This window comes from Streptomyces sp. NPDC005728, assembly GCF_040630895.1.
In the GTDB taxonomy this organism is placed as follows: domain Bacteria; phylum Actinomycetota; class Actinomycetes; order Streptomycetales; family Streptomycetaceae; genus Streptomyces.
Window position 1 is genome coordinate 101200 of sequence record NZ_JBEXYL010000019.1, and the last position, 20816, is coordinate 122015.

A 20816-nucleotide genomic window follows, 5' to 3' on the forward strand; every position below is an offset into this window, starting at 1 on the left:
GGCACCGCGTGGAGAACGCCGGACACCGGCTGCCCGAGGACGGCCGGAGGGACGGGGACGTGACCGTCGCGCCCACGGCCGTGGAGACGGCACGTCTCGCGCGGGAACCGGACGAAACACCGCCCCTCGTGGTCGCGTTCGCAGCGGACGCAGGTGGTAGGGAACCCGTCTCCTGCCCGGTCCCCGCCGAGCGGCCGGGCATCCCGCCGGGGCTCGTCCCTCGGCACCCGCGCCCGGGGGCCGAGGCCGCCCCGGGTGCCCGCGACTGGCCCGGACCCCCCTTGCCCACGGATTAGGATGGACGCCATGGCCAAGACCAGTACGACGACCCAGGGGCTGCGCGCGGCGATCGAGCGCAGCGGCTACTACCCGGCCCTCGTGGCCGAGGCGGTGGAGGCCGCTGTGGGCGGCGAGCCCATCCGGTCGTACCTGGTCCACCAGGAGACCACGTTCGACCAGAACGAGGTGCGCCGGCACGTGACCGTCCTGGTCCTCACCGGCAACCGCTTCATCGTCAGCCACACCGACGAGCAGGCCGCCGACAGCACCTCCCCGACGCCGTACGCCACGACGTCCACGGAGTCCGTGAAGCTCGGACGGGTCTCGTCGGTCGTGGTCAGCAGGGTGGTCGCGAACCCGGAGCAGTACACGCCGGGCACGCTGCCCCGCGAGGTCGTGCTGACCATCGGCTGGGGCGCGGTCAGCCGTATCGACCTGGAGCCCGCCGCCTGCGGCGACCCCAACTGCGAGGCCGACCACGGCTACACGGGCAGCTCCACGGCGGACGACCTCAGCCTGCGCGTGAGCGAGGCCGGGGACGGCCCGGAGACGGTGCGCCAGACGCTCGCCTTCGCCCAGGCCGTCTCCGAGGCGACCGCGGACATCACGCGCTGATGTCCCACCCGTCTCCCTCCGCCGCCCATGACCGAGGGCGCTCCGTGCCCACCCCTCCTGGTTCCTCCCAGTGGGACCACCCCGAACCGCTCGCCCTGGACACCGCGCCGCTGCCCGAGTACGGCACCGGCTCCCTCGCCGACCTCCTGCCCACACTGGCCGCCGGTCTCGGCGTCCCCGGCATGACCGCCACGATCGAGGAACTGACCGCGGCCGACCGCGTCTGCGTCTTCCTGATCGACGGACTGGGCTGGGAGCAGCTCAGGGCGCACCCCGATGAGGCTCCCTTCCTGGCCTCGCTGCTCGGCAGCTCGCGCGGCGGCACCGGCCGCCCGCTCACCGCCGGCTACCCGGCGACCACCGCGACGTCCCTGGCCTCCGTCGGTACCGGCCTGCCGCCGGGCGCCCACGGCCTGCCCGGCTACACGGTGCGCAACCCGGCCACCGGCGAGCTGATGAACCAGCTCCGCTGGCAGCCGTACACGGACCCGCGCCCCTGGCAGCCGTACCCCACCGTCTTCCAGCTCGCCCACGAGGCCGGCGTGCACGCCGCCCAGGTGTCCTCGCCGGCCTTCGCGAACACCCCGCTGACCAAGGTCGCGCTCAGCGGCGGCAGCTTCCACGGACGGCTGACCGGCGAGGACCGCATGGACCTCGCGGCCGAACAACTGGCCGCCGGTGACCGCTCCCTCGTGTACACCTACTACGCCGAGCTGGACAGCGCCGGACACCGCTACGGGGTCGCCTCCGACACCTGGCGCGGACAGCTCATGTGCGTCGACCGGCTCGCCCAGCGCCTCGCCGAGCAGCTGCCGCCGCGCAGCGCGCTGTACGTCACCGCCGACCACGGCATGGTCGACGTCCCGTTCGACGAGCAGCACCGCATCGACTTCGACGAGGACTGGGAGCTGCGCGCCGGAGTCGCCCTGCTCGGCGGCGAGGGGCGGGCGCGGCACGTGTACGCGGTGCCGGGCGCCGAGAGCGACGTACTGACCTGCTGGCGCGAGGTGCTCGGCGAGCAGTTCTGGGTGGCCTCGCGGGACGAGGCGATCGCGGCGGGCTGGTTCGGGCCGCAGGTGGACGACCGGGTGTACGCGCGCATCGGGGACGTCGTCGCGGCCGCGCACGACGACGTCCTGATCATCGCCTCCGAGCGGGAGCCCAAGGAGTCGGCGCTGGTCGGCAATCACGGTTCGATGACCCCTGCCGAGCAGCTGGTCCCGCTGCTCGAAGTACGCTCCTGAACCTCACCGCCCTGTGACTACTCACCGAAAGGTGCTCAACTCCTCATGCCCGAGCTGGTGTTCTTCTCCGGAACGATGGACTGCGGGAAGTCGACGCTGGCTCTGCAGATCGAGCACAACCGCTCCGCGCGCGGACTCGTCGGCATGATCTTCACCCGGGACGACCGGGCGGGCGAGGGCAAGCTGTCCTCCCGGCTGGGCCTGGTCACCGACGCGGTGGAGGTCGAGGACGGCCAGGACCTGTACGCCTACATCGTCGAGCACCTGTCGCAGGGCGGGCGCGCGGACTATGTGATCGCGGACGAGGCGCAGTTCCTCGCGCCCGGGCAGATCGACCAGCTCGCGCGCGTGGTGGACGACCTAGGCATGGACGTCTACGCCTTCGGGATCACCACCGACTTCCGTTCCAAGCTCTTCCCGGGCTCCCAGCGGCTGGTGGAGCTGGCCGACCGCATCGAGGTGCTCCAGGTCGAGGCGCTGTGCTGGTGCGGCGCCCGTGCCACGCACAACGCCCGCACGATTGACGGCGAGATGGTGGTGGAGGGCGCCCAGGTGGTCGTCGGCGACGTCAACCAGTCCGCCGGCGAGGTCGGCTACGAGGTCCTGTGCCGCCGCCACCACCGGCGCCGGATGACCGCCGGATCGGCCCGGGCGGCGGTCCTGTCCCCGGACGTCCTGCCGGTGTCCTCGGTCTGAGGCCGCCGGGAGCGGCTCAGGGCCCGTCCAGCGGGTCATGCCGCAGGCACTGAGTCACCGCCGGTTTCCCGCGGCCTGATCCGCCGGACCGGCCCTAGTGCGGACTCTGGATCACCGAGAAGACCGCGCCTTCCGGGTCGGTCACCGTCGCGACCCGCCCGTGCGCGCTGTCGCGGGCCGGCCTGAGCACCCGCCCGCCCAGCCCGGCGACCTGTTGCAGCGTCTCGTCGGCGTCCGCGACCTCGAAGTACGTCAGCCAGTGGCTTCCCCGGTCCCGGGGCAGCCCGTGGCCCATGCCGTGCAGGCCGGCCACCGGGCGGCTCCCGAGCTGCAGGGTCACGTAGTCGAAGTCGGCGGACACCACCGGCTCCTCCTCGTACCCGAACACCGTCTCGTAGAACTTGGCGACGCTCGCGGTCTCGAAGGTGAGCAGCTCGTTCCAGGCGGGGGTGCCCGGGACGCCGCTGAGCGCCGTGCCGGCGTGAGCCGCCCGCTGCCAGATCCCGAACACCGCCCCGGAGGGGTCGGAGGCGATGGCCATCCGCCCGGCCTCGGCCGCGTCCAGCGGTCCGACGGCCACCGTGCCGCCGCACAGCCGCACCTGGTCGGCCGTCTCGTCCACGTCGTCCGAGGCGAGGTAGGGCGTCCAGGCGACCGGCAGCCGGCGGTCGGGCGGCAACTGGCCGATGCCCGCCACCTCGTGCCCGTCCAGCAGGGCCCGCACATAGGGGCCGAGCTGCTGCGGGCCCGGCCGGAACTCCCAGCCGAACAGTTCTCCGTAGAACTCCTCGGTGGCGGCCAGCTGGTGCACCATCAGGCTCACCCAGCAGGGTGCGCCGGGCGCACGCCGAGCGTGCGGGCCGGCCGACTCCGGTGCCTCGGTCATCGATCACTCTCTCCCCGGCCCCTCGCGGTGGCCGTGTCGCATCCGCTCCCCCGGAAGGGGTGTGCCGCCGGCGTGGGCATGCCCGAGCCGGTACCCGCATCCTCCGAGGTGCCGCAGGCCGGTCGGCGCCGGCCTGCCGGCGCCACCTCGGGAAGGATGCCTGGTCTGCCGTCTCTCGCCGCTTCCTGACGGTGGCCGACGGGTGTCCGTCAGCTGTACAGCGTGTGCCCGATCCCGTACGCCTCGTGATCGAGCCTGCCCGGCCGAGCAGAGTAGCCGTACCTGGACTCCGCGGCCACCCCTGGCGTAAGGATGGACGTCATGACAGCCATCATCACCGCAACCGAACTCGCCGAGGACCTCGCCGGGGGGACCCCGCCCGTCCTGCTGGACGTCCGCTGGCAGCTGAGCGTGGCCAAGGCGGCGGGCGCCCCGGCGTTCGACGGCCGGGCCGAGTACGCGGCCGGGCACATCCCCGGCGCGGTCTTCGTCGACCTGGACCGGGAGCTGGCCTCGGCCCCCGGGGAACGCGGCCGCCATCCGCTGCCCGACCTCGCGGAGTTCGGCGCCGCCATGCGCCGTGCGGGCGTGTCGGCCGGCCGGTCGGTCGTCGTCTACGACGGCGGACAGGGCTGGGCGGCCGCGCGCGCGTGGTGGCTGCTGCACTGGACGGGTCACCCGGACGTGCGGGTCCTCGACGGGGGATTGCCGTCCTGGCAGGGTCCGCTCTCGACGGACGCGCCCGTCCCGGCCGGGGGAGACTTCGAACCGGCGCCGGACGCGCCCGGGTTGCTCGACGCGGACGGGGCGGCGGCGCTGGCCCGCTCGGGCGTTCTGCTCGACGCGCGCGCGGGGGAGCGGTACCGGGGCGAGGTGGAGCCGATCGACCGGGTCGGCGGGCACATCCCGGGCGCGGTGTCGGCGCCGACGAACGAGAACGTCGGGCCGGACGGCCGCTTCCTGTCCGCGGCGGACCTGCGGGACCGCTTCAAGGCCCTGGGCGTGTCCGAGGAGGCGCCGGTGGGCGTCTACTGCGGCTCGGGTGTCTCGGGCGCGCACGAGGTGCTGGCCCTCGCCGTCGCGGGCATCCCGGCGGCGCTGTACGTCGGCTCGTGGTCGGAGTGGTCCTCGGATCCGTCCCGTCCGGTGGCGGTCGGGCCGGACCCGCTGTAGGCAGGAAGCCGTGTGGGGGCACGCACGCGTGCCCCCACGTCATACGGCCGTACGGCCGGTTTACTCCTGCTTCTTGCGCCGCGTTCCGAACACGATCTCGTCCCAGCTCGGGACCGCGGCGCGGCGGCCGGGGCGGACACCGTCGGCCTCCGCCTGACGGTCGGTGGCGCCGATGAGCCGGTCCCGGTGGCTGCCCACCGAGCGGGGCATGAGGACGTCCGCGTAGGCGGAGCCGGCCGAGGCGGCGGGCGCCGGGGGCTCTTCCGCGGCGGGTTCCTCGGGGGGCTCCTCCGGGGATTCCACGGGCCGTTCCGGGACCACCATGTCGCCCCGGAAACTCGGCACGGCCTCCAGCAGGCTGGTCAGCGAGTCGCGTTCACCCGTGCTCTCCTCGGCGGGCTCGGACGACTGCGCCGGCAGGCTCGGCCGTTCCCGGTCGCCCCGGTCGAGGGCACGGTCCATCGAACGCTCGCGCGGCAGCCGGGCGATGCGCGGGACGAACGGGAAGCTCGGCTCCGGTGCGGCGAGGTCGTCGGATTCGCCGATCAGCGAGCGGGCCTCGTCGTCGACGGCCTGGACGAGCCGCCGGGGCGGGTCGTAGGTCCAGCTCGCCGAGTGCGGTTCGCCCGCGACCAGGTAGACGAGCAGCACTTCCCAGGTGCCGTCGTCGCGGCGCCAGGAGTCCCACTGCACGGTGTCCTTCTCGGCACCGCGCAGCAGCAGCCGCTCCTGGACGGCCTCGCCGAGCAGCGGGCCGGAGTTCTCGCCGGGGCGGCGGACCGGGGTCTTCCGGGCCCGCTCGGCCATGAAGGCGCGCTCGGCCAGCACCGGACCCTCGAAGCGCCGCACCCGGTCGACGGGGATGCCGGCGAGCTGGGCGACCTCTTCCGCGGTGGCACCTGCGCGTATACGGGCCTGGATGTCTCGGGGGCGGAGATGGCTCTCCACCTCGATCTCGATCTGGCCGAGGCGGGGCCGGTCGCCGCGCACGGCGGCACGCAGCCGTTCGTCGATCGGAAGCGTGTACTCCGTTGCGTCGGCAGCCTTCAGCACCAGCCGTGTGCCGTCATTCGAGACGGCCACGACACGCAGTTCGGGCATGGGGACCTCCCGGGTGGTGCCTGCCGACGTCACGTGCGTCGCTGCTTCCGCTAGTCGAGTGTGGCCTGCCCGGGTGCAGCCTGCCACAACCTTGCCGAGTTGCCCGGCGTGTCGGGCACGGGCCCTGGTCCGCCGTTATGGCACGGTTACCTATTCGCAACGCTAAGTGACGAACTCCATCACCCTGTGCAACTAGCCCCCTCCCGGCGGTCCTGCAAGGCCGCGGACACCCTGGTGGGAGGCCGGACCCAGGGCTCGCAACAGTACTCCATTTGGGCCACGTGCGTGGATTGGCGCGCCGCCCAACTTCTGGCAAGGGCTGCGACTTGGCCGTCCGTGAGCGGATTCGCGGATCATGAACGTGGCGAACTTCACGCAATCACCAGAAACGGAACTATTGGTTTCGTCCGTACGTCCCTTTCTCGTGACTGCCGAGGGGAGTCGAGGGGGACCGAGCGGTGACCCGGTCGCCTCGGCCCCCATGCCCAACAGGTCCGGTGCGACGGCTACGCCCCCAGAACCCTCCGCAAGTAGTCGTTCTGGAACAGTCGTTCGGGGTCGAGGCGGTCCCGCAGTGCCGTGAACTCGCCGAAGCGCGGGTACACCTCGGAGAAGTACTCCGCGTCCTGCGTGTGCACCTTGCCCCAGTGCGGCCGGCCCTCGTGCGCCGTGAAGATCCGCTCGGCTGCGGTGAAGTACGCCTGGTACGGCGTGCCCCGGAACATGTGGACGGCGATGTAGGCGCTGTCCCGGTCGGAGGCGGTGGACAGGGTGATGTCGTCGGCCGGTGCGGTGCGCACCTCGACCGGAAAGCTGATGCGCAGGCCGGAGTTGTCGACCATGGCCTTCAGCTCGCGCAGCGTCTCGGCCAGCGCCGCGCGCGGGACGGCGTACTCCATCTCCACGAAGCGCACCCGGCGCGGCGAGGTGAAGACTTTGTAAGGGATGTCGGTGTAAGTCCGCGCGGACAGGGCCTTGCTGGAGACCTGGGCGATCGCGGGAATGCTCGCCGGCGCGGCGCGTCCGACCCACTGGGCCACCTGGAAGACGCCGTTGGAGAGGAACTCGTCCTCGAACCAGCCCGCGAGCTGCCCCACCGGCTGCTCGGGGCCCGCGCTGCGGTTGTTGCGCTTGGTGTTGGTGTTGCCGGTGTGCGGGAACCAGTAGAACTCGAAGTGTTCGTTCTCGGCCCACAGTTGGTCGAACTCGGCCAGCACCCGGTCGAAGGTCATCGGCTCCTCGCGCGCGGTGAGCAGGAAGAGCGGCTCCACGGCGAAGGTGATCGCGGTGACGATGCCGAGGGCACCGAGGCCTATGCGCGCGGCCGCGAAGACATCCGGGTTCTCCTTCTCGGAACAGGCGAGCACCGAGCCGTCCGCCGTCACGAGTTCGAGTCCCCTGATCTGGGCGGCGATGGAGGCGGACTCCCGGCCGGTGCCGTGCGTGCCCGTACTCGTGGCCCCCGAGACGGTCTGCTCCATGATGTCGCCCATGTTGGTGAGCGAGAGCCCCTCGCGCGCCAGGACCGCATTGAGTCTCTTGAGCGGGGTGCCCGCCTCGACCGTGACGGTCATGGCGTCCCGGTCAATGTTGCGGATACCGGTCAACAGTTGAGGGCGGATCAAGACACCGTCGGTGGCGGCGATGGACGTGAAGGAGTGCCCGGTGCCGACCGCCTTCACTCTCAGGCCGTCCTCGGCGGCCCTGCGTACGGCCGCCGCCAGTTCCTCCACCGAGGCCGGTGCGACCTGCCGGGCAGGGCGGGCGGCGACATTGCCGCCCCAGTTACGCCAGGTGCCGTTCTTCGCGCTCGCTGTGGTGCTCAACGGTGCCTCCCCGACCCGCGGCCGGCCTGCGCAGCCGGCGGTACCCGAGGAAACCGACCGCGACCGCGACGGCACCGGACACGGCCGGAACCCCGTACCCGGCACGCGCGCCGGCTGCGTCGATCACCCAGCCGGCGACGGAGGAGCCGAGCGCGACGCCGACCGCGAGGCCGGTGCTCACCCAGGTCATCCCCTCGGTGAGTTTCGCGCGAGGTACGTGCTCTTCGATGAGGGACATCGTCGTGATCATCGTCGGTGCGATGGACAGCCCCGCAACGAACAGCGCCACGGCCAGAAGCGGCAGGTTTCCGACCAGTAGGAGGGGGATCATACTCACGGCCATCGCCGCCACGCCCAGCAGCCAGCGACGTTCCGGTTTCCCCGCGAAGCGGAGCAGTCCGAAGATCACGCCGGCCAGGCAGGAACCGGCCGCGTACAGCGCCAGCACCACACTCGCTGCGGCCTTGTGGCCGCGCTCGTCGGCGAAGGCGACGGTGACCACGTCGACGGACCCGAAGATCGTCCCCGTGGCCACGAAGGTCGCCACCAGGACCTGGAGCCCGGCCGCGCGCAGCGCACTGCCGCCTTCGTGCCGCTCGCGCGGGTGCGGCTCCGGCTCGGTGGCGCGCTGGGCGGTCAGCCAGAAGACGCCGACGGCAAGGAAGCAGCCGGCCAGCAGGGGGCCCGCCTCCGGGAACCAGGCCGTGGACAGACCGATGGAGATGATCGGCCCGAAGATGAAGCACACCTCGTCCACCACCGACTCGAACGAGTAGGCGGTGTGCAGCTTCGGCGTGCCCCGGTACAGGGCCGCCCAGCGGGCCCGGATCATCGCGCCCAGGCTCGGCACCGAGCCGATCCCGGCCGCGCAGACGAACAGCACCCAGTCGGGCCACTCGAAATGCGCGGCGAGCAGCAGCCCGGCGGCGGCCAGGAGCGCCACCAGGGTCGCGGGGCGCAGGACCCGGCGCTGGCCGTGCTGGTCCACCAGCCGGGATATCTGCGGCCCGATCGCGGCGGCGGACAGCGCGATGGTGGCCGACAGTGCGCCCGCGAGGCCATAGCGCCCGGTGAGCTGGGAGACCATCGTGACGACGCCGATGCCCATCATCGACAGCGGCATCCGGCCGACGAAACCCGCGGCGGAGAAGCCCTTGGTGCCGGGCTCGGCGAACAGGGCGCGATAAGGGCTGGGCACGTGGTCTCCGGGGCGGGTCGGTAAGGCGCGAAGGCTGCCGGTACAGGTTACGAGTTAGGTCACCCTCATCGCATCGGGAATCACAGCGGGAAATACCGGACTAAACCCACTGGAACTCGACTCTTCACCCCGCTGTTGCCCGGCTGTCGGTGCCGGGTGGCAGGATCGAGGCATGCCAGACGCGCTCGATGCCACACCGTACGACGCCCTGCTCCTGCTCTCCTTCGGCGGCCCCGAAGGCCCGGACGACGTGGTCCCCTTCCTGGAGAACGTCACGCGCGGGCGCGGCATCCCCAAGGAGCGCCTCAAGGAAGTCGGGCAGCACTACTTCCTGTTCGGCGGGGTCAGTCCGATCAACGACCAGAACCGCGCCCTGCTGGACGCCCTGCGCAAGGACTTCGCCGACCACGGCCTGGACCTGCCGGTCTACTGGGGCAACCGCAACTGGGCGCCGTACCTGACGGACACCCTGCGCGAGATGGTCGCCGACGGCCGCCGCCGCATCCTGGTGCTCGCCACCAGCGCCTACGCCTCCTACTCCGGCTGCCGCCAGTATCGCGAGAACCTCGCCGACGCGCTGGCCGCCCTCCAGACCGAGGGCCTGGAACTGCCGGAGATCGACAAGCTGCGGCACTACTTCAACCACCCCGGCTTCGTCGAGCCCATGGCCGACGGAGTGCTGCGCTCCCTCGCCGACCTCCCCGAGGACGTACGCTCCGGCGCCCACATCGCGTTCACCACCCACTCCATCCCGACCGCCGCCGCCGACACCTCCGGCCCGGTCGAGGCCCACGGCGAGGGCGGCGCGTACGTCGAGCAGCATCTGGACGTGGCCCAGCTGATCGCCGACACCGTCCGCGAGCGCACCGGCGTCGACCACCCCTGGCGGCTCGTCTACCAGTCCCGCTCCGGCGCCCCGCGCATCCCCTGGCTGGAGCCGGACATCTGCGACCACCTCGACGAGCAGCATGCCGCCGGCGTCCCGGCCGTCGTCATGGCGCCCATCGGCTTCGTCTCGGACCACATGGAGGTCCTGTACGACCTCGACACCGAGGCCACGGCCAGGGCCGAGGAACTGGGCCTGCCGGTGCGCCGCTCGGCCACCGTGGGCGCCGACCCGCGGTTCGCCGCCGCGATCCGCGAGCTGATCCTGGAGCGTGCGGGCGTGGAGCGAGGGGAGCAGGTCATGCCGTGCGCCCTCGGTGCGCTCGGCGCGAGCCACAACGTCTGCCCGGTCGGCTGCTGCCCGTCCCGCACCCCCCGCCCGGCCGCCGCGGGCGCCGACAGCCTTTAGCGGGGTGTCGCCCGGACCATGCCGGCGACGCGGAGTCCGGCGCGCGCTTCCCCCGGACCCCGCTCAGGTCGGCCAGGCACCGTTTCCTTCCGCCGACCTGATCCAGAAGACACCCCCGTACGCGTGAGGAGACCCGTGACCGACCCCCTGCACAGGGAACTGCTCGACCTGGCCCAGGAGGCCGCCCGCCGCGCCGGTGAGCTGCTGCGCGACGGACGCCCTGCCGACCTCGCGGTGGCCAGGACCAAGTCGAGTCCGATCGACGTCGTCACCGAGATGGACATCGCGGCGGAGAAGCTGATCACCGACCTGATCTCCGGCCGCCGCCCCGGCGACGGCTTCCTCGGCGAGGAGGGCGCCGACACCGCGGGCACGAGCGGCATCCGCTGGGTGATCGACCCGCTCGACGGCACGGTCAACTACCTGTACGGGCTGCCGACCTGGGCCGTGTCCATCGCGGCCGAGCAGGACGGCGAGACCGTCGTCGGGGTGGTCGCGGCTCCGATGCGCGGCGAGACGTACCACGCGGTACGCGGCGGCGGCGCCTGGGCCGCCGGCGCGTGGGAGGGCGAGCGCTCGCTGTCCTGCCGCCCCGCGCCCCCGCTGGACCAGGCGCTGGTCTCCACCGGCTTCAACTACGTCGCCGACGTCCGCGCGCACCAGGCCGAGGTGGCCGCCCGGCTCATCCCGCTGGTGCGGGACATCCGGCGCGGCGGGTCGGCCGCGGTCGACCTGTGCGACGTGGCCTGCGGCCGGCTGGACGGGTACTACGAGCGGGGACTCAACGCCTGGGACTTCGCCGCGGGGGACCTGATCGCGCGGGAGGCGGGTGCGCTGACCGGTGGACGGCCCGGAGAGCGCCCGTCACGCGATCTGACGGTCGCCGGTAGCCCCGGCGTCTTCGAGCCGCTCCAGCGGCTGCTGGACGGCTTCGGGGCGTGGCACGACTGACGGGGGCCGCGCCGCGTCCGGCAGTTCCGGGCAAAAAAGCAGGCCCCCCGGCGCTGGATTCACCGGGGGGGCCTGCCCTGTGCGTTTCGGGCCGATCAGACGCGTGACGCGCCGACCTCCACACCGTGTTCGGCGGCGAGGCGGCGCAGGTCGTCGAGCTCTGCCTGCTCCACCTCGGCGAGGAAGTCGTCGCCCTCGTCACGAGCCCGCGACAGGTCGGACTCGGTCGCCTTTATGCGCTGCAGAAGTCCTGCGGTGAATGCGTCCATGCTGCGCCCCCTCGTCCTGGGTCGTGGGTCGGTGGCACGGGGGTGTGCCGTTCAGAAGGGGCGATCACGTCTCTCGCAGGTGCCCAGCGCTGCCCTGCCGGGCGGCGACGGTGCCGGACACCCACGCCCGCTCTGCGGAAGCGGATCGCGAAGTACCGCATGGTGTTGCGGCACGTGCAGAGCGTGATCGCGGGGTGTAAAGCCGTCCTCCCCCCGCTCCCTTCCGCGGAAACCTCAACCACTCGAGAAAATCCCGCATTCCCGCCCCGGCAGCGGGATCCCTGCGGTCCGGACCCCGTCTTACCGCCGACTTATGGCCGAAAAGGGCAGGATGGAGGTCACATCCCACGGACACCCCTGCCCGCGCGCGGTCACAGAGCGCTGCGCGGGCGGACACAGGAAGGACAACCGACGTGCGCGTACTCGTCGTCGAGGACGAGCAGCTGCTCGCCGATGCGGTGGCCACCGGACTGCGCCGGGAGGCCATGGCCGTCGACGTCGTGTACGACGGTGCGGCCGCCCTGGAGCGCATCGGCGTCAACGACTACGACGTGGTCGTCCTCGACCGCGACCTCCCGCTCGTCCACGGCGACGACGTCTGCCGCAAGATCGTGGAGCTGGGCATGCCCACGCGCGTGCTCATGCTCACCGCGTCCGGCGACGTCAGTGACCGGGTCGAGGGCCTGGAGATCGGCGCCGACGACTATCTCCCCAAGCCGTTCGCGTTCAGCGAGCTGATCGCGCGCGTGCGCGCCCTCGGACGGCGTACGAGCGTGCCCCTGCCGCCGGTCCTGGAGCGCGCCGGCATCAAGCTCGACCCCAACCGCCGCGAGGTCTTCCGCGACGGCAAGGAGGTCCAGCTCGCGCCCAAGGAGTTCGCGGTCCTGGAGGTGCTGATGCGCAGCGAGGGCGCGGTCGTCTCGGCCGAGCAGCTGCTGGAGAAGGCCTGGGACGAGAACACCGACCCGTTCACCAACGTGGTGCGCGTGACGGTCATGACGCTGCGCCGCAAGCTCGGCGAGCCGCCCGTGATCGTCACCGTGCCCGGCTCCGGCTACCGGATCTGATCCGCCGTGGCCGCGACACCCGCGCCGCCCCAGGCGCCTCCGAAACCCACCTGGGACCCCCGGCGGCCGCAGCCCCCTTTCCCGTGGCTGCGCCCGACCATCCGCATACGGCTCACGCTGCTGTACGGCGGCATGTTCCTGATCGCCGGCATCCTGCTGCTGTCGATCATCTACCTGCTGGCCGCGCAGGCGATCAGCACCGGCAACCAGCCCCTGTTCAAGATCGTCAGCTTCCAGGACCTCAAGGTCTCCAGCGACAACTGCCCCGCGATCAACACCACCCGCCTGCCGCTGCAGGACTTCAAGGACGCGATCAGCCAGTGCGTCGACCAACAGCGCCAGGCCGCACTGGACGACCTGCTCAGCCGCTCCCTGCTCGCCCTGCTGGGCCTTGCCGTGATCGCCTTCGCGTTCGGTTACGCGATGGCGGGCCGGGTGCTGTCCCCGCTCGGCCGGATCACCCGCACCGCCCGCCAGGTCGCCGGATCCGACCTGTCCCGCCGGATCGAGCTGGACGGCCCTGACGACGAGCTGAAGGAGCTGGCGGACACCTTCGACGACATGCTGGAGCGCCTCCAGCGGGCCTTCACCGCCCAGCAGCGCTTCGTCGGCAATGCTTCCCACGAGCTGCGCACGCCGCTGGCGATCAACCGAACGCTCCTGGAAGTGCACCTGTCCGATCCGAACGCACCGGTGGAGCTCCAGCAGCTCGGCAAGACGCTGCTGGCCACGAACGAGCGCAGCGAGCAACTGGTGGAGGGCCTGCTGCTGCTCGCCCGCAGCGACAACCAGATCGTCGAGCGCAAGCCGGTCGACCTGGCCGAGGTGGCCACCCAGGCCGTCGACCAGGTGCACGGTGAGGCGGAGGCCAAGGGCGTGAAGATCCGCGGCGAGCGCAAGCCGGCCGTGGTACAGGGCAACGGCGTACTGCTGGAGCGGATCGCCCTGAACCTCGTGCAGAACGCGGTGCGCTACAACGTGCCCGAGGCGGGCTGGGTCGAGGTGACCACCGAGGTGGAACACGGGCAGGCGGTGCTGACCGTCTCGAACACCGGGCCGGTCGTGCCGGCGTACGAGATCGACAACCTCTTCGAGCCCTTCAGACGGCTCCGTACGGAGCGCACGGGCAGCGACAAGGGCGTGGGCCTCGGCCTGTCCATCGTCCGGTCCGTGGCCCGCGCACACGGCGGCCACATCGCGGCGCAGCCCCGCGAGGGCGGCGGCCTGGTCATGCGCGTCACGCTGCCGTTGTGACGAGGATCCGACACACGCGGAGGATGTTCGCTTTGCGCGGAATTTTCTGGGTACCCGTGACGGTTGTGCCTGTGTGATCGATCACATGGGCGGATTTCCAGCCATGTACTCTCCGTGATCATGACAGGAGTCGTAAAGCCGGTAAAATCCGGGTTTTCAGGGCTCTTGATCACGGGAAGTACACGATGAGGCGCCTTTGAAGTGCGACATTCGAACCGTGTACGGTCCTCACCGCCATCCAAGCCGATCACTCTTGGGAGATCGGATTGGGTGTCGATTGAGTAACAGACCTTGATGTGAGGCAAAATCTCCGCCTCAGGTCGGGCACAAGTCCGGCCTCTCACGCGTTACGTGCGCTGGAGACACCGCAGACACCCAGAGGGGGAGAGCGACATGGCAACCGATTACGACACTCCACGCAAGACCGACGACGACGTCGACTCGGACAGCCTTGAAGAGCTGAAGGCTCGCCGGAACGACAAGTCCACCTCAGCGGTGGACGTCGACGAGTTCGAGGCCGCCGAAGGCCTCGAACTGCCGGGCGCCGACCTCTCGAACGAGGAGCTGGCCGTCCGTGTGCTGCCGAAGCAGCAGGACGAGTTCACCTGCATGAGCTGCTTCCTGGTGCACCACCGCAGCCAGCTGGCCCGGGAGAAGAACGGTCAGCCGATCTGCCGCGACTGCGACTGAGGACGGGTCGGCCGTGACTGGCTCGACCCCTCCACGGAAGCGCCGCTTCCCCCTGCCGGGAGCGGACAAGGGGCCGTACGACGGCCCGTACGGCGCGCGTGACGGCGAGCGGGGCTCTCCCGGTGCGGGAGCCTCGCTCGAACCGGCTCCCGGCCGGGACGGGCCGCTGGTGCAGGAGCCCGCGCCCGTCGCCCGGCGACGGGCTGCGGCGATCCGTGACAAGACCCGTCAGCTGGCCCGGGAAGGTGCCCGTAAGGGCGGCAGCCGCGCTCGGGCCGGGCTGGGGTACCTCGCGGACCGGATCATCGAGATCGCCCCGCGTATCCCCGTACGCGACCTCGCGGCGCTGCGCAGACAGTTCCCGGGCCTCGGGCCCGAGCAGCTCGCCGACAAGCTCGTGGCGGGCGCGGCGGGCGCGACCTCGACGGTCGGGGCCGGGATCGGGGCTGCGGCGATGCTGCCCGTGCCGCCCGCCATGCCGACCGAGCTGGCCGCGGAGATCACCGGCGTCGCGGCGATCGAGCTGAAGCTGATCGCCGAGCTGCACGAGGTGTACGGCGTACGGCCGCCGGGGAACCTGAAGGCCCGCAGTACCGCGTATCTGTCCTCCTGGTCGGGGGAGCGCGGGATCGACGTGGCGAAACCGTCGACCATCGACGCGGCCCTCGGGGGCCGGATGAAACGCGAGCTGCGTCAGCAGATCATGAAGCGGATGGTCCGGGATCTGCCCAACCTCATGCCGTTCATGGTGGGCGCCGCCGTGGGGGCGGTCATGAACCGCCGCGACACCAAGAAACTCGCTGCGCGGATCCGGGCCGACCTGCGCAGGATGCAGGTGCCCTGGGACGCGTTGCCGGAGCTGCCGCCGCTGGAGAAGCCGGCGGATCCGGTGCAGCTGAGCGAGCCTCCCCGGGAGCCGGGGGACTGAGGTCCCCGGCGGCGGGGAACCGGCCTACTTGCGCGCCGCCTCGATCGCCGCTGCCAGCCTCTCCGGCTCCCGTGTCGACAGGTACAGGTACGGCGTCGGGTCGTCCGGGTCCGTGACCTCCACGCGCAGGGCCCTGGGGATGTAGGCGCGCAGCAGCAGGAAGGCGCGGGTGTCTGCCTTGTACGTGCGCCAGGCGCGGGCCTCCTCCGGGTCCAGGACCTCCGACGTGCCGAGCGCCGACACCGGGATCTTCGCCTCGCCCGCGATCAGGGAGTCGCCGACCACGCGAATGCGCGGGGAGCCGTAGGCGCTGGCCACCACCGCTGCCGCGGCCGTGCCGCCGACCAGGCCGCCGAGCAACGGCAGGGTGCCGAAGGGGAGCAGGATCAGGGCGAAGGAGACGCCCACGAGGAAGCTGATCAGCCACCACGAGCGGGGGGCGGTGAGGCGTTCTTCGTAGGGGGTGGCGGAGAGCTGCATGGGGCCAAGCTTGGCACGGTGGCGGGGAACGACCGGAGCCGGGGCGGCCCGCGCGAAGCGCTGTCGGGCAGGGCGACGGCGGGTGACGGGCGGGCGGGTAAGGTCTGCGGCTGTGAGTGGTAGTTCCGCAGCTCTTCAGCCTCCCGCCGACGCGGTGAAACCGGTCCGGCACCCCGATGCTCCCGCACCCGGTGAGCTTCTCGGTGCCCACTACGAACACTGTTTCGGATGTGGTCCGGGGCAGCCGCACGGGCTGCACCTGGAGGCGCGCGCCGGCGAGGGCGTCTCGCTGACCGCCGAGTTCACCGTCCGGCCCGCCCACCAGGGCGCCCCCGGCCTCGCGCACGGCGGAGTGCTGGCCAGCGCCCTCGACGAGACCCTCGGCTCGCTGAACTGGCTGCTGCGGACCATCGCCGTCACCGGCCGGCTGGAGACCGACTTCGTGCGGCCGGTCCCGGTGGGCACCTTGCTGCATCTGGCGGCGGAGGTCACCGCCGTGGCCGGGCGGAAGATCTACTCCACCGCCACCGGGCGGATCGGCGGCCCCGAAGGGCCCGTCGCCGTCCGCGCGGACGCCCTCTTCATCGAGGTGAAGGTCGATCACTTCATCGACCACGGCCGCGAGGAGGAGATCCAGGCCGCCATGAGCGACCCGGACCGGATCCGGCGCTCCCGCGCCTTCGAGGTGAACCCGTGACCCCTGACAGCCCCGCCGGCCCCGTCCGCCGCGATCCCCTGAACGTGCTGCTGACCCGCGTCGACCCGGACGTACCGCTTCCGGCGTACGAGCACCCGGGGGACGCCGGAGCCGATCTGCGCACCACCGAGGCCTGCGAACTGAAGCCCGGTGAGCGGGCCGTGCTGCCCACGGGCGTGTCGATCGCCCTCCCGGAGGGGTACGCGGCCTTCGTGCACCCTCGATCCGGTCTCGCCGCCCGCTGCGGTGTCGCCTTGGTGAATGCCCCAGGGACGGTTGATGCCGGGTACCGTGGGGAGATCAAGGTGATCGTGGTGAATCTCGACCCGCGCAAGTCCGTGCGGTTCGAGCGCTTCGACCGGATTGCCCAACTGGTCGTCCAGCAGGTCGAGAGGGTCCGCTTCCAGGAGGTGGCGGAACTTCCCGGCTCCGCGCGGGCCGAAGGGGGCTTCGGGTCCACCGGCGGCCACGCTGCGGTGGGCGGCGAGAGCGGCACAAGCGGTCCCGCCGCCATGGGCGGCGGGACGGGTGGGAATCGATACGCTTCGGTCGTATCCGACCGGGAAGGACAGTGACGTGTTCGGACGTCGCAACAAGAAGGGTGCCGCCGAGGACGCGGCCGGCGAGGCCGAGCAGGTCGTCGACAGCGTCGACAGCGAGGCGGACGAAGAGGAAGAGGCCGAGCGCGAGCGCGTCCGGCTGGAGCCCGAGCCCCGGCCCGACGGGCCGTGGGACAGCACCGAGGTGCGCGACCCGGGCGAGGGGCGTGTCGACCTCGGCGGTCTGTTCGTGCCGGGCGTCGACGGCATGGAACTGCGGGTCGAGGTCGCCGGTGACGCGATCGTCGCGGCGACCGTCGTGCTGCGGGACAGCGCCGTCCAGCTCCAGGCCTTCGCCGCGCCCAAGCGCGAGGGCATCTGGGGCGAGGTCCGCGAGGAGATCGCGGGCGGCATCACCCAGCAGGGCGGCATCGTCGACGAGGTCGAGGGTCCGCTGGGCTGGGAGCTGCGCGCCCAGGTGCCGGTGCAGCTGCCCGACGGCACCGGCGGCTTCCAGGTCGTGCGGTTCGTCGGCGTGGACGGCCCGCGCTGGTTCCTGCGCGGTGTGATCTCCGGTCAGGGGGCCGTGCAGCCGCAGGCCGCCGGCCTGCTGGAGCAGATCTTCCGTGACACGGTCGTGGCACGGGGCGAGGGCCCGATGGCGCCCCGCGACCCGATCGTCCTGAAGCTGCCGAACGACGCCCAGATGGTTCCCGAGGGCGTCCAGCAGGAGGAGGGCTCGCGCTTCTCCGGCGGCATGGGCCAGCTGCAGCGCGGACCGGAGATCACCGAGGTCCGCTAGACGTTCCGCTCCGCCGAGCGGTTCAAGGGCCGCCCCCAGCTTCTGGGGGCGGCCCTTTCGCATGCCCGTTTCGCACCGCCCCTTTCGTTTGCGCGACCTCTTGACGGCTGAATGGTCTGTACCTACGGTCTCCGGCCAACGCCTGTGTTCACAAAGGCGCTCCATGTTCACATACAAGAACGGAGTCACTGTGCGCCGTACCCCACTGCTCGCAGTCGTGGCCTCCCTGCTGCTGGGCGTCTTCACGGCACCCGCCGCTCACTCCGCCCCCACCGCCTTCGTCCACCCGGGAGTCACTGTCTCCCAGAGCCAGTTGGACTTCGTCCGCGGCAAGGTGCTGGCCGGTGCCCAGCCCTGGAAGGGCGCGTACGACCAGATGACGGCGAGCCCCTACGCCGACCTGAACCGCACGCCCAAGCCCCGGGCCACCGTCGAGTGCGGCCCCTACTCCAACCCCAACTACGGCTGCACCGACGAGCGCGAGGACGCGATCGCCGCCTACACCGACGCCCTCGCCTGGTACATCACCCGCGACACGCGCTACGCCCAGAAGGCCATCCAGATCATGGACGCCTGGTCGGCCACGATCACCAGCCACACCAACAGCAACGCGCCCCTGCAGACCGGCTGGGCGGGCTCCTCCTGGCCCAAGGCCGCCGAGATCATCAAGTACACCTACACCGGAACCTGGGCGAACTCCGGCCGCTTCGCGACCATGCTGCGCAACGTCTACCTGCCGGTCGTCATCAAGGGCTCCAACTCCAACGGCAACTGGGAGCTGTCGATGATGGAGGCCGCCGTGGGCATATCCGTCTTCCTCGAGGACAAGACGTCGTACGACACCGCCATGGCCAAGTTCCGCACCCGCACCGCCGCTTATGTCTACCTGTCCTCCGACGGCTCGGTGCCGAAGACCGTACCGAGCCAGAACCTGGACACCACCGCCAAGATCGTCTCCTACTGGCAGGGCCAGTCCACCTTCGTCACCGGGCTCACCCAGGAGACCTGCCGGGACTTCACGCACACCGGGTACGGCATCTCCGCGATCTCGCACGTCGCCGAGACCAGCCGGATCCAGGGCCAGGACCTGTACGGCACCGACGTCGGCGAGCGGCTGCGGCAGGCGCTCGGGTTCCAGTCCAAGTACCAGCTCGGCACGGCCGCCCCCAGCTGGCTGTGCGGCGGTTCCCTCAAGCTCGGGCTCGGCCCGGTCACCGAGGTCGGCTACAACGCCCTGCACAACCGCCTCGGCATCGCCATGACCAACACCGAGACACTGACCCGGAACAACCGCCCGGCCGGCAGCAACAACCTCTTCGTCGCCTGGGAGACCCTCACCCACGGCGACAACCCGAACTGAACCGTTGAACGGCCGGGCGTCCCGCGGCGATACTGGCGCCCGGCCCACGCGGGACGCGGGGGACACGGGGGAGGCGGAATGAGCCAGGTACTCACCGAGACCATGGTGCGCGTCGAGGACGTCCACAAGTCGTACGGGCGCGGCGCCGCCGCCGTCCACGCCCTGCGCGGGGTCTCCTTCGAGGTCCCGCGCGGCGAGCTCGTCGCCCTCAAGGGGCGCTCGGGTTCCGGCAAGACCACCCTGCTGAACATCGTCGGCGGACTCGACACCCCCGACCGGGGGCGGGTCGAGGTCGACGGGCAGGACCTGGCCGGACTCGGCGAGGGCGGGCTGCTGGAGCTGCGCCGGGACCGGATCGGGTTCGTCTTCCAGTCCTTCGGGCTCATCCCGATCCTCACCGCTGCCGAGAACGTGGGCGTACCGCTGCGGCTGCGCCGGGCAGAGCCGCGCGAGCGCGAGGAACGCGTCGAGCTGCTGCTGTCCCTCGTCGGGCTCGCCGAGCACGCCGCCCAGCGGCCGGGCGAGCTGTCCGGCGGCCAGCAGCAGCGGGTCGCCATCGCCCGCGCCCTCGCCAACCGGCCCGCCCTGCTCATCGCCGACGAGCCGACCGGCCAGCTGGACGCCGAGACCGGCCACGCCGTGATGGAGCTGCTGCGGGCCGTCGTGCGCACCGAACGGGCCACCGCGCTGGTCGCCACGCACGACGCGACCCTGCTCGACCTCGCCGACCGGGTGCTGGAGCTGCGTGACGGGGAGATCGTGCAGCACTGAGATCGTGCCGCCCCGCCGGAGCTGTCCGGCGCCGTCAGAGTTGTGTCAAAGACCCCCGTTGACCGGGCCATCGTCCCCTTTGGCCACATCGTTGGCCGTAAGGTCGACGCTGCGTACGCAGTAGTTACGGGAAGACAATGGGGCCATGGCACGCGGCAAGCTTCGGATCTACCTCGGCGCGGCACCGGGCGTGGGCAAGACCTACGCCATGCTGTCCGAGGCGCACCGCCGCATCGAGCGGGGCACCGACTGCGTGGTGGCGTACGTGGAGCACTACGACCGGCCGCGCACCGAGGTGATGCTGCACGGTCTGGAGCAGGTGCCGCGCAGGCAGCTGGAGTACCGGGGCACCACCTTCGGTGAGATGGACGTCGACGCGGTGCTGCACCGGGCCCCCGCCGTCGCCCTCGTGGACGAACTCGCCCACACCAACGTCCCCGGCTCCCGCAACGCCAAGCGGTGGCAGGACGTCGAGGAACTGCTCGCGGCGGGGATCGACGTCGTCTCGACGGTCAACATCCAGCACCTGGAGTCGCTGGGCGACGTGGTCGAGTCGATCACCGGGGTGCGGCAGCGGGAGACGGTCCCCGACGAGGTCGTGCGGCGCGCCGACCAGATCGAGCTGGTCGACATGTCCCCGCAGGCGCTGCGCCGTCGTATGGCGCACGGCAACATCTACAAGCCGGACAAGGTCGA

General features: G+C 71.5%; 22 protein-coding genes and 1 pseudogene. 17 read left to right on the forward strand and 6 right to left on the reverse strand.

Annotated elements, in window-relative coordinates; genetic code table 11:
* Positions 1 to 8: 8 nt before the first annotated feature.
* Genes ABZ471_RS15820 through ABZ471_RS15835 form a run of 4 tightly spaced genes read left to right on the forward strand, consistent with a single transcriptional unit; the run spans position 9 to position 2834 of the window.
* Complete coding sequence (locus ABZ471_RS15820; protein ID WP_359066690.1) at positions 9 to 296, forward strand: hypothetical protein; 288 nt, start codon at positions 9 to 11, stop codon at positions 294 to 296.
* A 1-nt stretch (position 297) separates the two neighbouring features.
* Complete coding sequence (locus ABZ471_RS15825) at positions 298 to 894, forward strand: DUF5998 family protein (RefSeq protein WP_359066692.1); 597 nt, start codon at positions 298 to 300, stop codon at positions 892 to 894.
* On the forward strand, positions 894 to 2138 hold the full coding sequence (locus ABZ471_RS15830; protein WP_359066694.1) for a nucleotide pyrophosphatase/phosphodiesterase family protein: 1245 nt from the start codon (positions 894 to 896) through the stop codon (positions 2136 to 2138). The genes ABZ471_RS15825 and ABZ471_RS15830 overlap by 1 nt, the downstream gene beginning before the upstream one ends.
* A 45-nt stretch (positions 2139 to 2183) precedes the next feature.
* Entirely contained in the window at positions 2184 to 2834 is a 651-nt protein-coding gene (locus ABZ471_RS15835) for a thymidine kinase (RefSeq protein WP_359066696.1), read from the forward strand.
* A gap of 94 nt (positions 2835 to 2928) precedes the next feature.
* Here the strand turns inward: ABZ471_RS15835 and ABZ471_RS15840 are convergent, their stop codons facing one another.
* A complete protein-coding gene (locus ABZ471_RS15840; protein ID WP_359066698.1) occupies positions 2929 to 3720 on the reverse strand; it encodes a VOC family protein in 792 nt (263 codons plus the stop codon).
* Between the two features lie 321 nt (positions 3721 to 4041).
* Between ABZ471_RS15840 and ABZ471_RS15845 the strand changes: the two genes are divergently transcribed.
* Complete coding sequence (locus ABZ471_RS15845; RefSeq protein WP_359066700.1) at positions 4042 to 4893, forward strand: sulfurtransferase; 852 nt, start codon at positions 4042 to 4044, stop codon at positions 4891 to 4893.
* 60 nt (positions 4894 to 4953) lie between these two features.
* Here the strand turns inward: ABZ471_RS15845 and sepH are convergent, their stop codons facing one another.
* From sepH to ABZ471_RS15860, 3 genes are all read right to left on the reverse strand, one after another.
* Positions 4954 to 5994 carry a septation protein SepH gene (gene sepH / locus ABZ471_RS15850; RefSeq protein ID WP_359066702.1) on the reverse strand — a complete coding sequence of 347 codons (1041 nt, stop codon included), beginning with the start codon at positions 5992 to 5994 and terminating at the stop codon, positions 4954 to 4956.
* A 506-nt stretch (positions 5995 to 6500) separates the two neighbouring features.
* Positions 6501 to 7820, reverse strand: coding sequence for a D-arabinono-1,4-lactone oxidase (locus tag ABZ471_RS15855; protein WP_359066704.1), 1320 nt, complete (start codon positions 7818 to 7820; stop codon positions 6501 to 6503).
* Positions 7780 to 9018 (reverse strand): MFS transporter, encoded by a 1239-nt coding sequence (locus tag ABZ471_RS15860; protein ID WP_359066706.1) that lies wholly within the window; start codon positions 9016 to 9018, stop codon positions 7780 to 7782. Before ABZ471_RS15860 ends, ABZ471_RS15855 begins: the two co-directional genes overlap by 41 nt.
* Positions 9019 to 9190: 172 nt before the next feature.
* Between ABZ471_RS15860 and ABZ471_RS15865 the strand changes: the two genes are divergently transcribed.
* A complete protein-coding gene (locus tag ABZ471_RS15865; RefSeq protein ID WP_359066708.1) occupies positions 9191 to 10312 on the forward strand; it encodes a ferrochelatase in 1122 nt (373 codons plus the stop codon).
* A gap of 135 nt (positions 10313 to 10447) precedes the next feature.
* Positions 10448 to 11263: an inositol monophosphatase family protein gene (locus ABZ471_RS15870; RefSeq protein ID WP_359066710.1), complete on the forward strand. Its 816-nt coding sequence runs from the start codon at positions 10448 to 10450 to the stop codon at positions 11261 to 11263.
* A 95-nt stretch (positions 11264 to 11358) separates the two neighbouring features.
* On the opposite strand, the gene ABZ471_RS15875 is transcribed toward ABZ471_RS15870, so the two are convergent.
* Complete coding sequence (locus ABZ471_RS15875) at positions 11359 to 11532, reverse strand: hypothetical protein (protein WP_173456694.1); 174 nt, start codon at positions 11530 to 11532, stop codon at positions 11359 to 11361.
* A 413-nt stretch (positions 11533 to 11945) separates the two neighbouring features.
* Between ABZ471_RS15875 and ABZ471_RS15880 the strand changes: the two genes are divergently transcribed.
* The 4 genes from ABZ471_RS15880 (at position 11946) to ABZ471_RS15895 (ending at position 15471) form a co-directional block, all read left to right on the forward strand.
* The gene (locus ABZ471_RS15880; protein WP_003993508.1) at positions 11946 to 12599 is read left to right on the forward strand and encodes a response regulator transcription factor; all 654 of its coding nucleotides are present in this window, start codon (positions 11946 to 11948) and stop codon (positions 12597 to 12599) included.
* Positions 12600 to 12605: 6 nt separating this feature from the next.
* Positions 12606 to 13853: a HAMP domain-containing sensor histidine kinase gene (locus ABZ471_RS15885; RefSeq protein ID WP_359066712.1), complete on the forward strand. Its 1248-nt coding sequence runs from the start codon at positions 12606 to 12608 to the stop codon at positions 13851 to 13853.
* Between the two features lie 393 nt (positions 13854 to 14246).
* On the forward strand, positions 14247 to 14543 hold the full coding sequence (locus tag ABZ471_RS15890; RefSeq protein ID WP_005481602.1) for a DUF4193 domain-containing protein: 297 nt from the start codon (positions 14247 to 14249) through the stop codon (positions 14541 to 14543).
* A 13-nt stretch (positions 14544 to 14556) separates the two neighbouring features.
* On the forward strand, positions 14557 to 15471 hold the full coding sequence (locus ABZ471_RS15895) for a hypothetical protein (RefSeq protein ID WP_359066714.1): 915 nt from the start codon (positions 14557 to 14559) through the stop codon (positions 15469 to 15471).
* Between the two features lie 24 nt (positions 15472 to 15495).
* On the opposite strand, the gene ABZ471_RS15900 is transcribed toward ABZ471_RS15895, so the two are convergent.
* Positions 15496 to 15951, reverse strand: a complete 456-nt coding sequence (locus ABZ471_RS15900) for a DUF3093 domain-containing protein (RefSeq protein WP_359066716.1) — start codon at positions 15949 to 15951, stop codon at positions 15496 to 15498.
* A gap of 112 nt (positions 15952 to 16063) precedes the next feature.
* Here ABZ471_RS15900 and ABZ471_RS15905 point away from each other — a divergent pair, with 112 nt between their 5' ends.
* From ABZ471_RS15905 to ABZ471_RS15930, 6 genes and pseudogenes are all read left to right on the forward strand, one after another.
* On the forward strand, positions 16064 to 16648 hold the full coding sequence (locus tag ABZ471_RS15905) for a PaaI family thioesterase (RefSeq protein WP_359066718.1): 585 nt from the start codon (positions 16064 to 16066) through the stop codon (positions 16646 to 16648).
* Positions 16645 to 17223 carry a dUTP diphosphatase gene (dut, locus tag ABZ471_RS15910; protein ID WP_359066720.1) on the forward strand — a complete coding sequence of 193 codons (579 nt, stop codon included), beginning with the start codon at positions 16645 to 16647 and terminating at the stop codon, positions 17221 to 17223. The genes ABZ471_RS15905 and dut overlap by 4 nt, the downstream gene beginning before the upstream one ends.
* Before the next feature lies 1 nt (position 17224).
* A complete protein-coding gene (locus ABZ471_RS15915; RefSeq protein ID WP_359066722.1) occupies positions 17225 to 17989 on the forward strand; it encodes a DUF3710 domain-containing protein in 765 nt (254 codons plus the stop codon).
* A 163-nt stretch (positions 17990 to 18152) separates the two neighbouring features.
* Complete coding sequence (locus tag ABZ471_RS15920) at positions 18153 to 19349, forward strand: alginate lyase family protein (protein WP_359066724.1); 1197 nt, start codon at positions 18153 to 18155, stop codon at positions 19347 to 19349.
* A gap of 78 nt (positions 19350 to 19427) precedes the next feature.
* Complete coding sequence (locus ABZ471_RS15925; RefSeq protein WP_359066725.1) at positions 19428 to 20120, forward strand: ABC transporter ATP-binding protein; 693 nt, start codon at positions 19428 to 19430, stop codon at positions 20118 to 20120.
* A 145-nt stretch (positions 20121 to 20265) separates the two neighbouring features.
* Positions 20266 to 20816, forward strand: a pseudogene (locus ABZ471_RS15930) (histidine kinase); the annotation flags it as partial.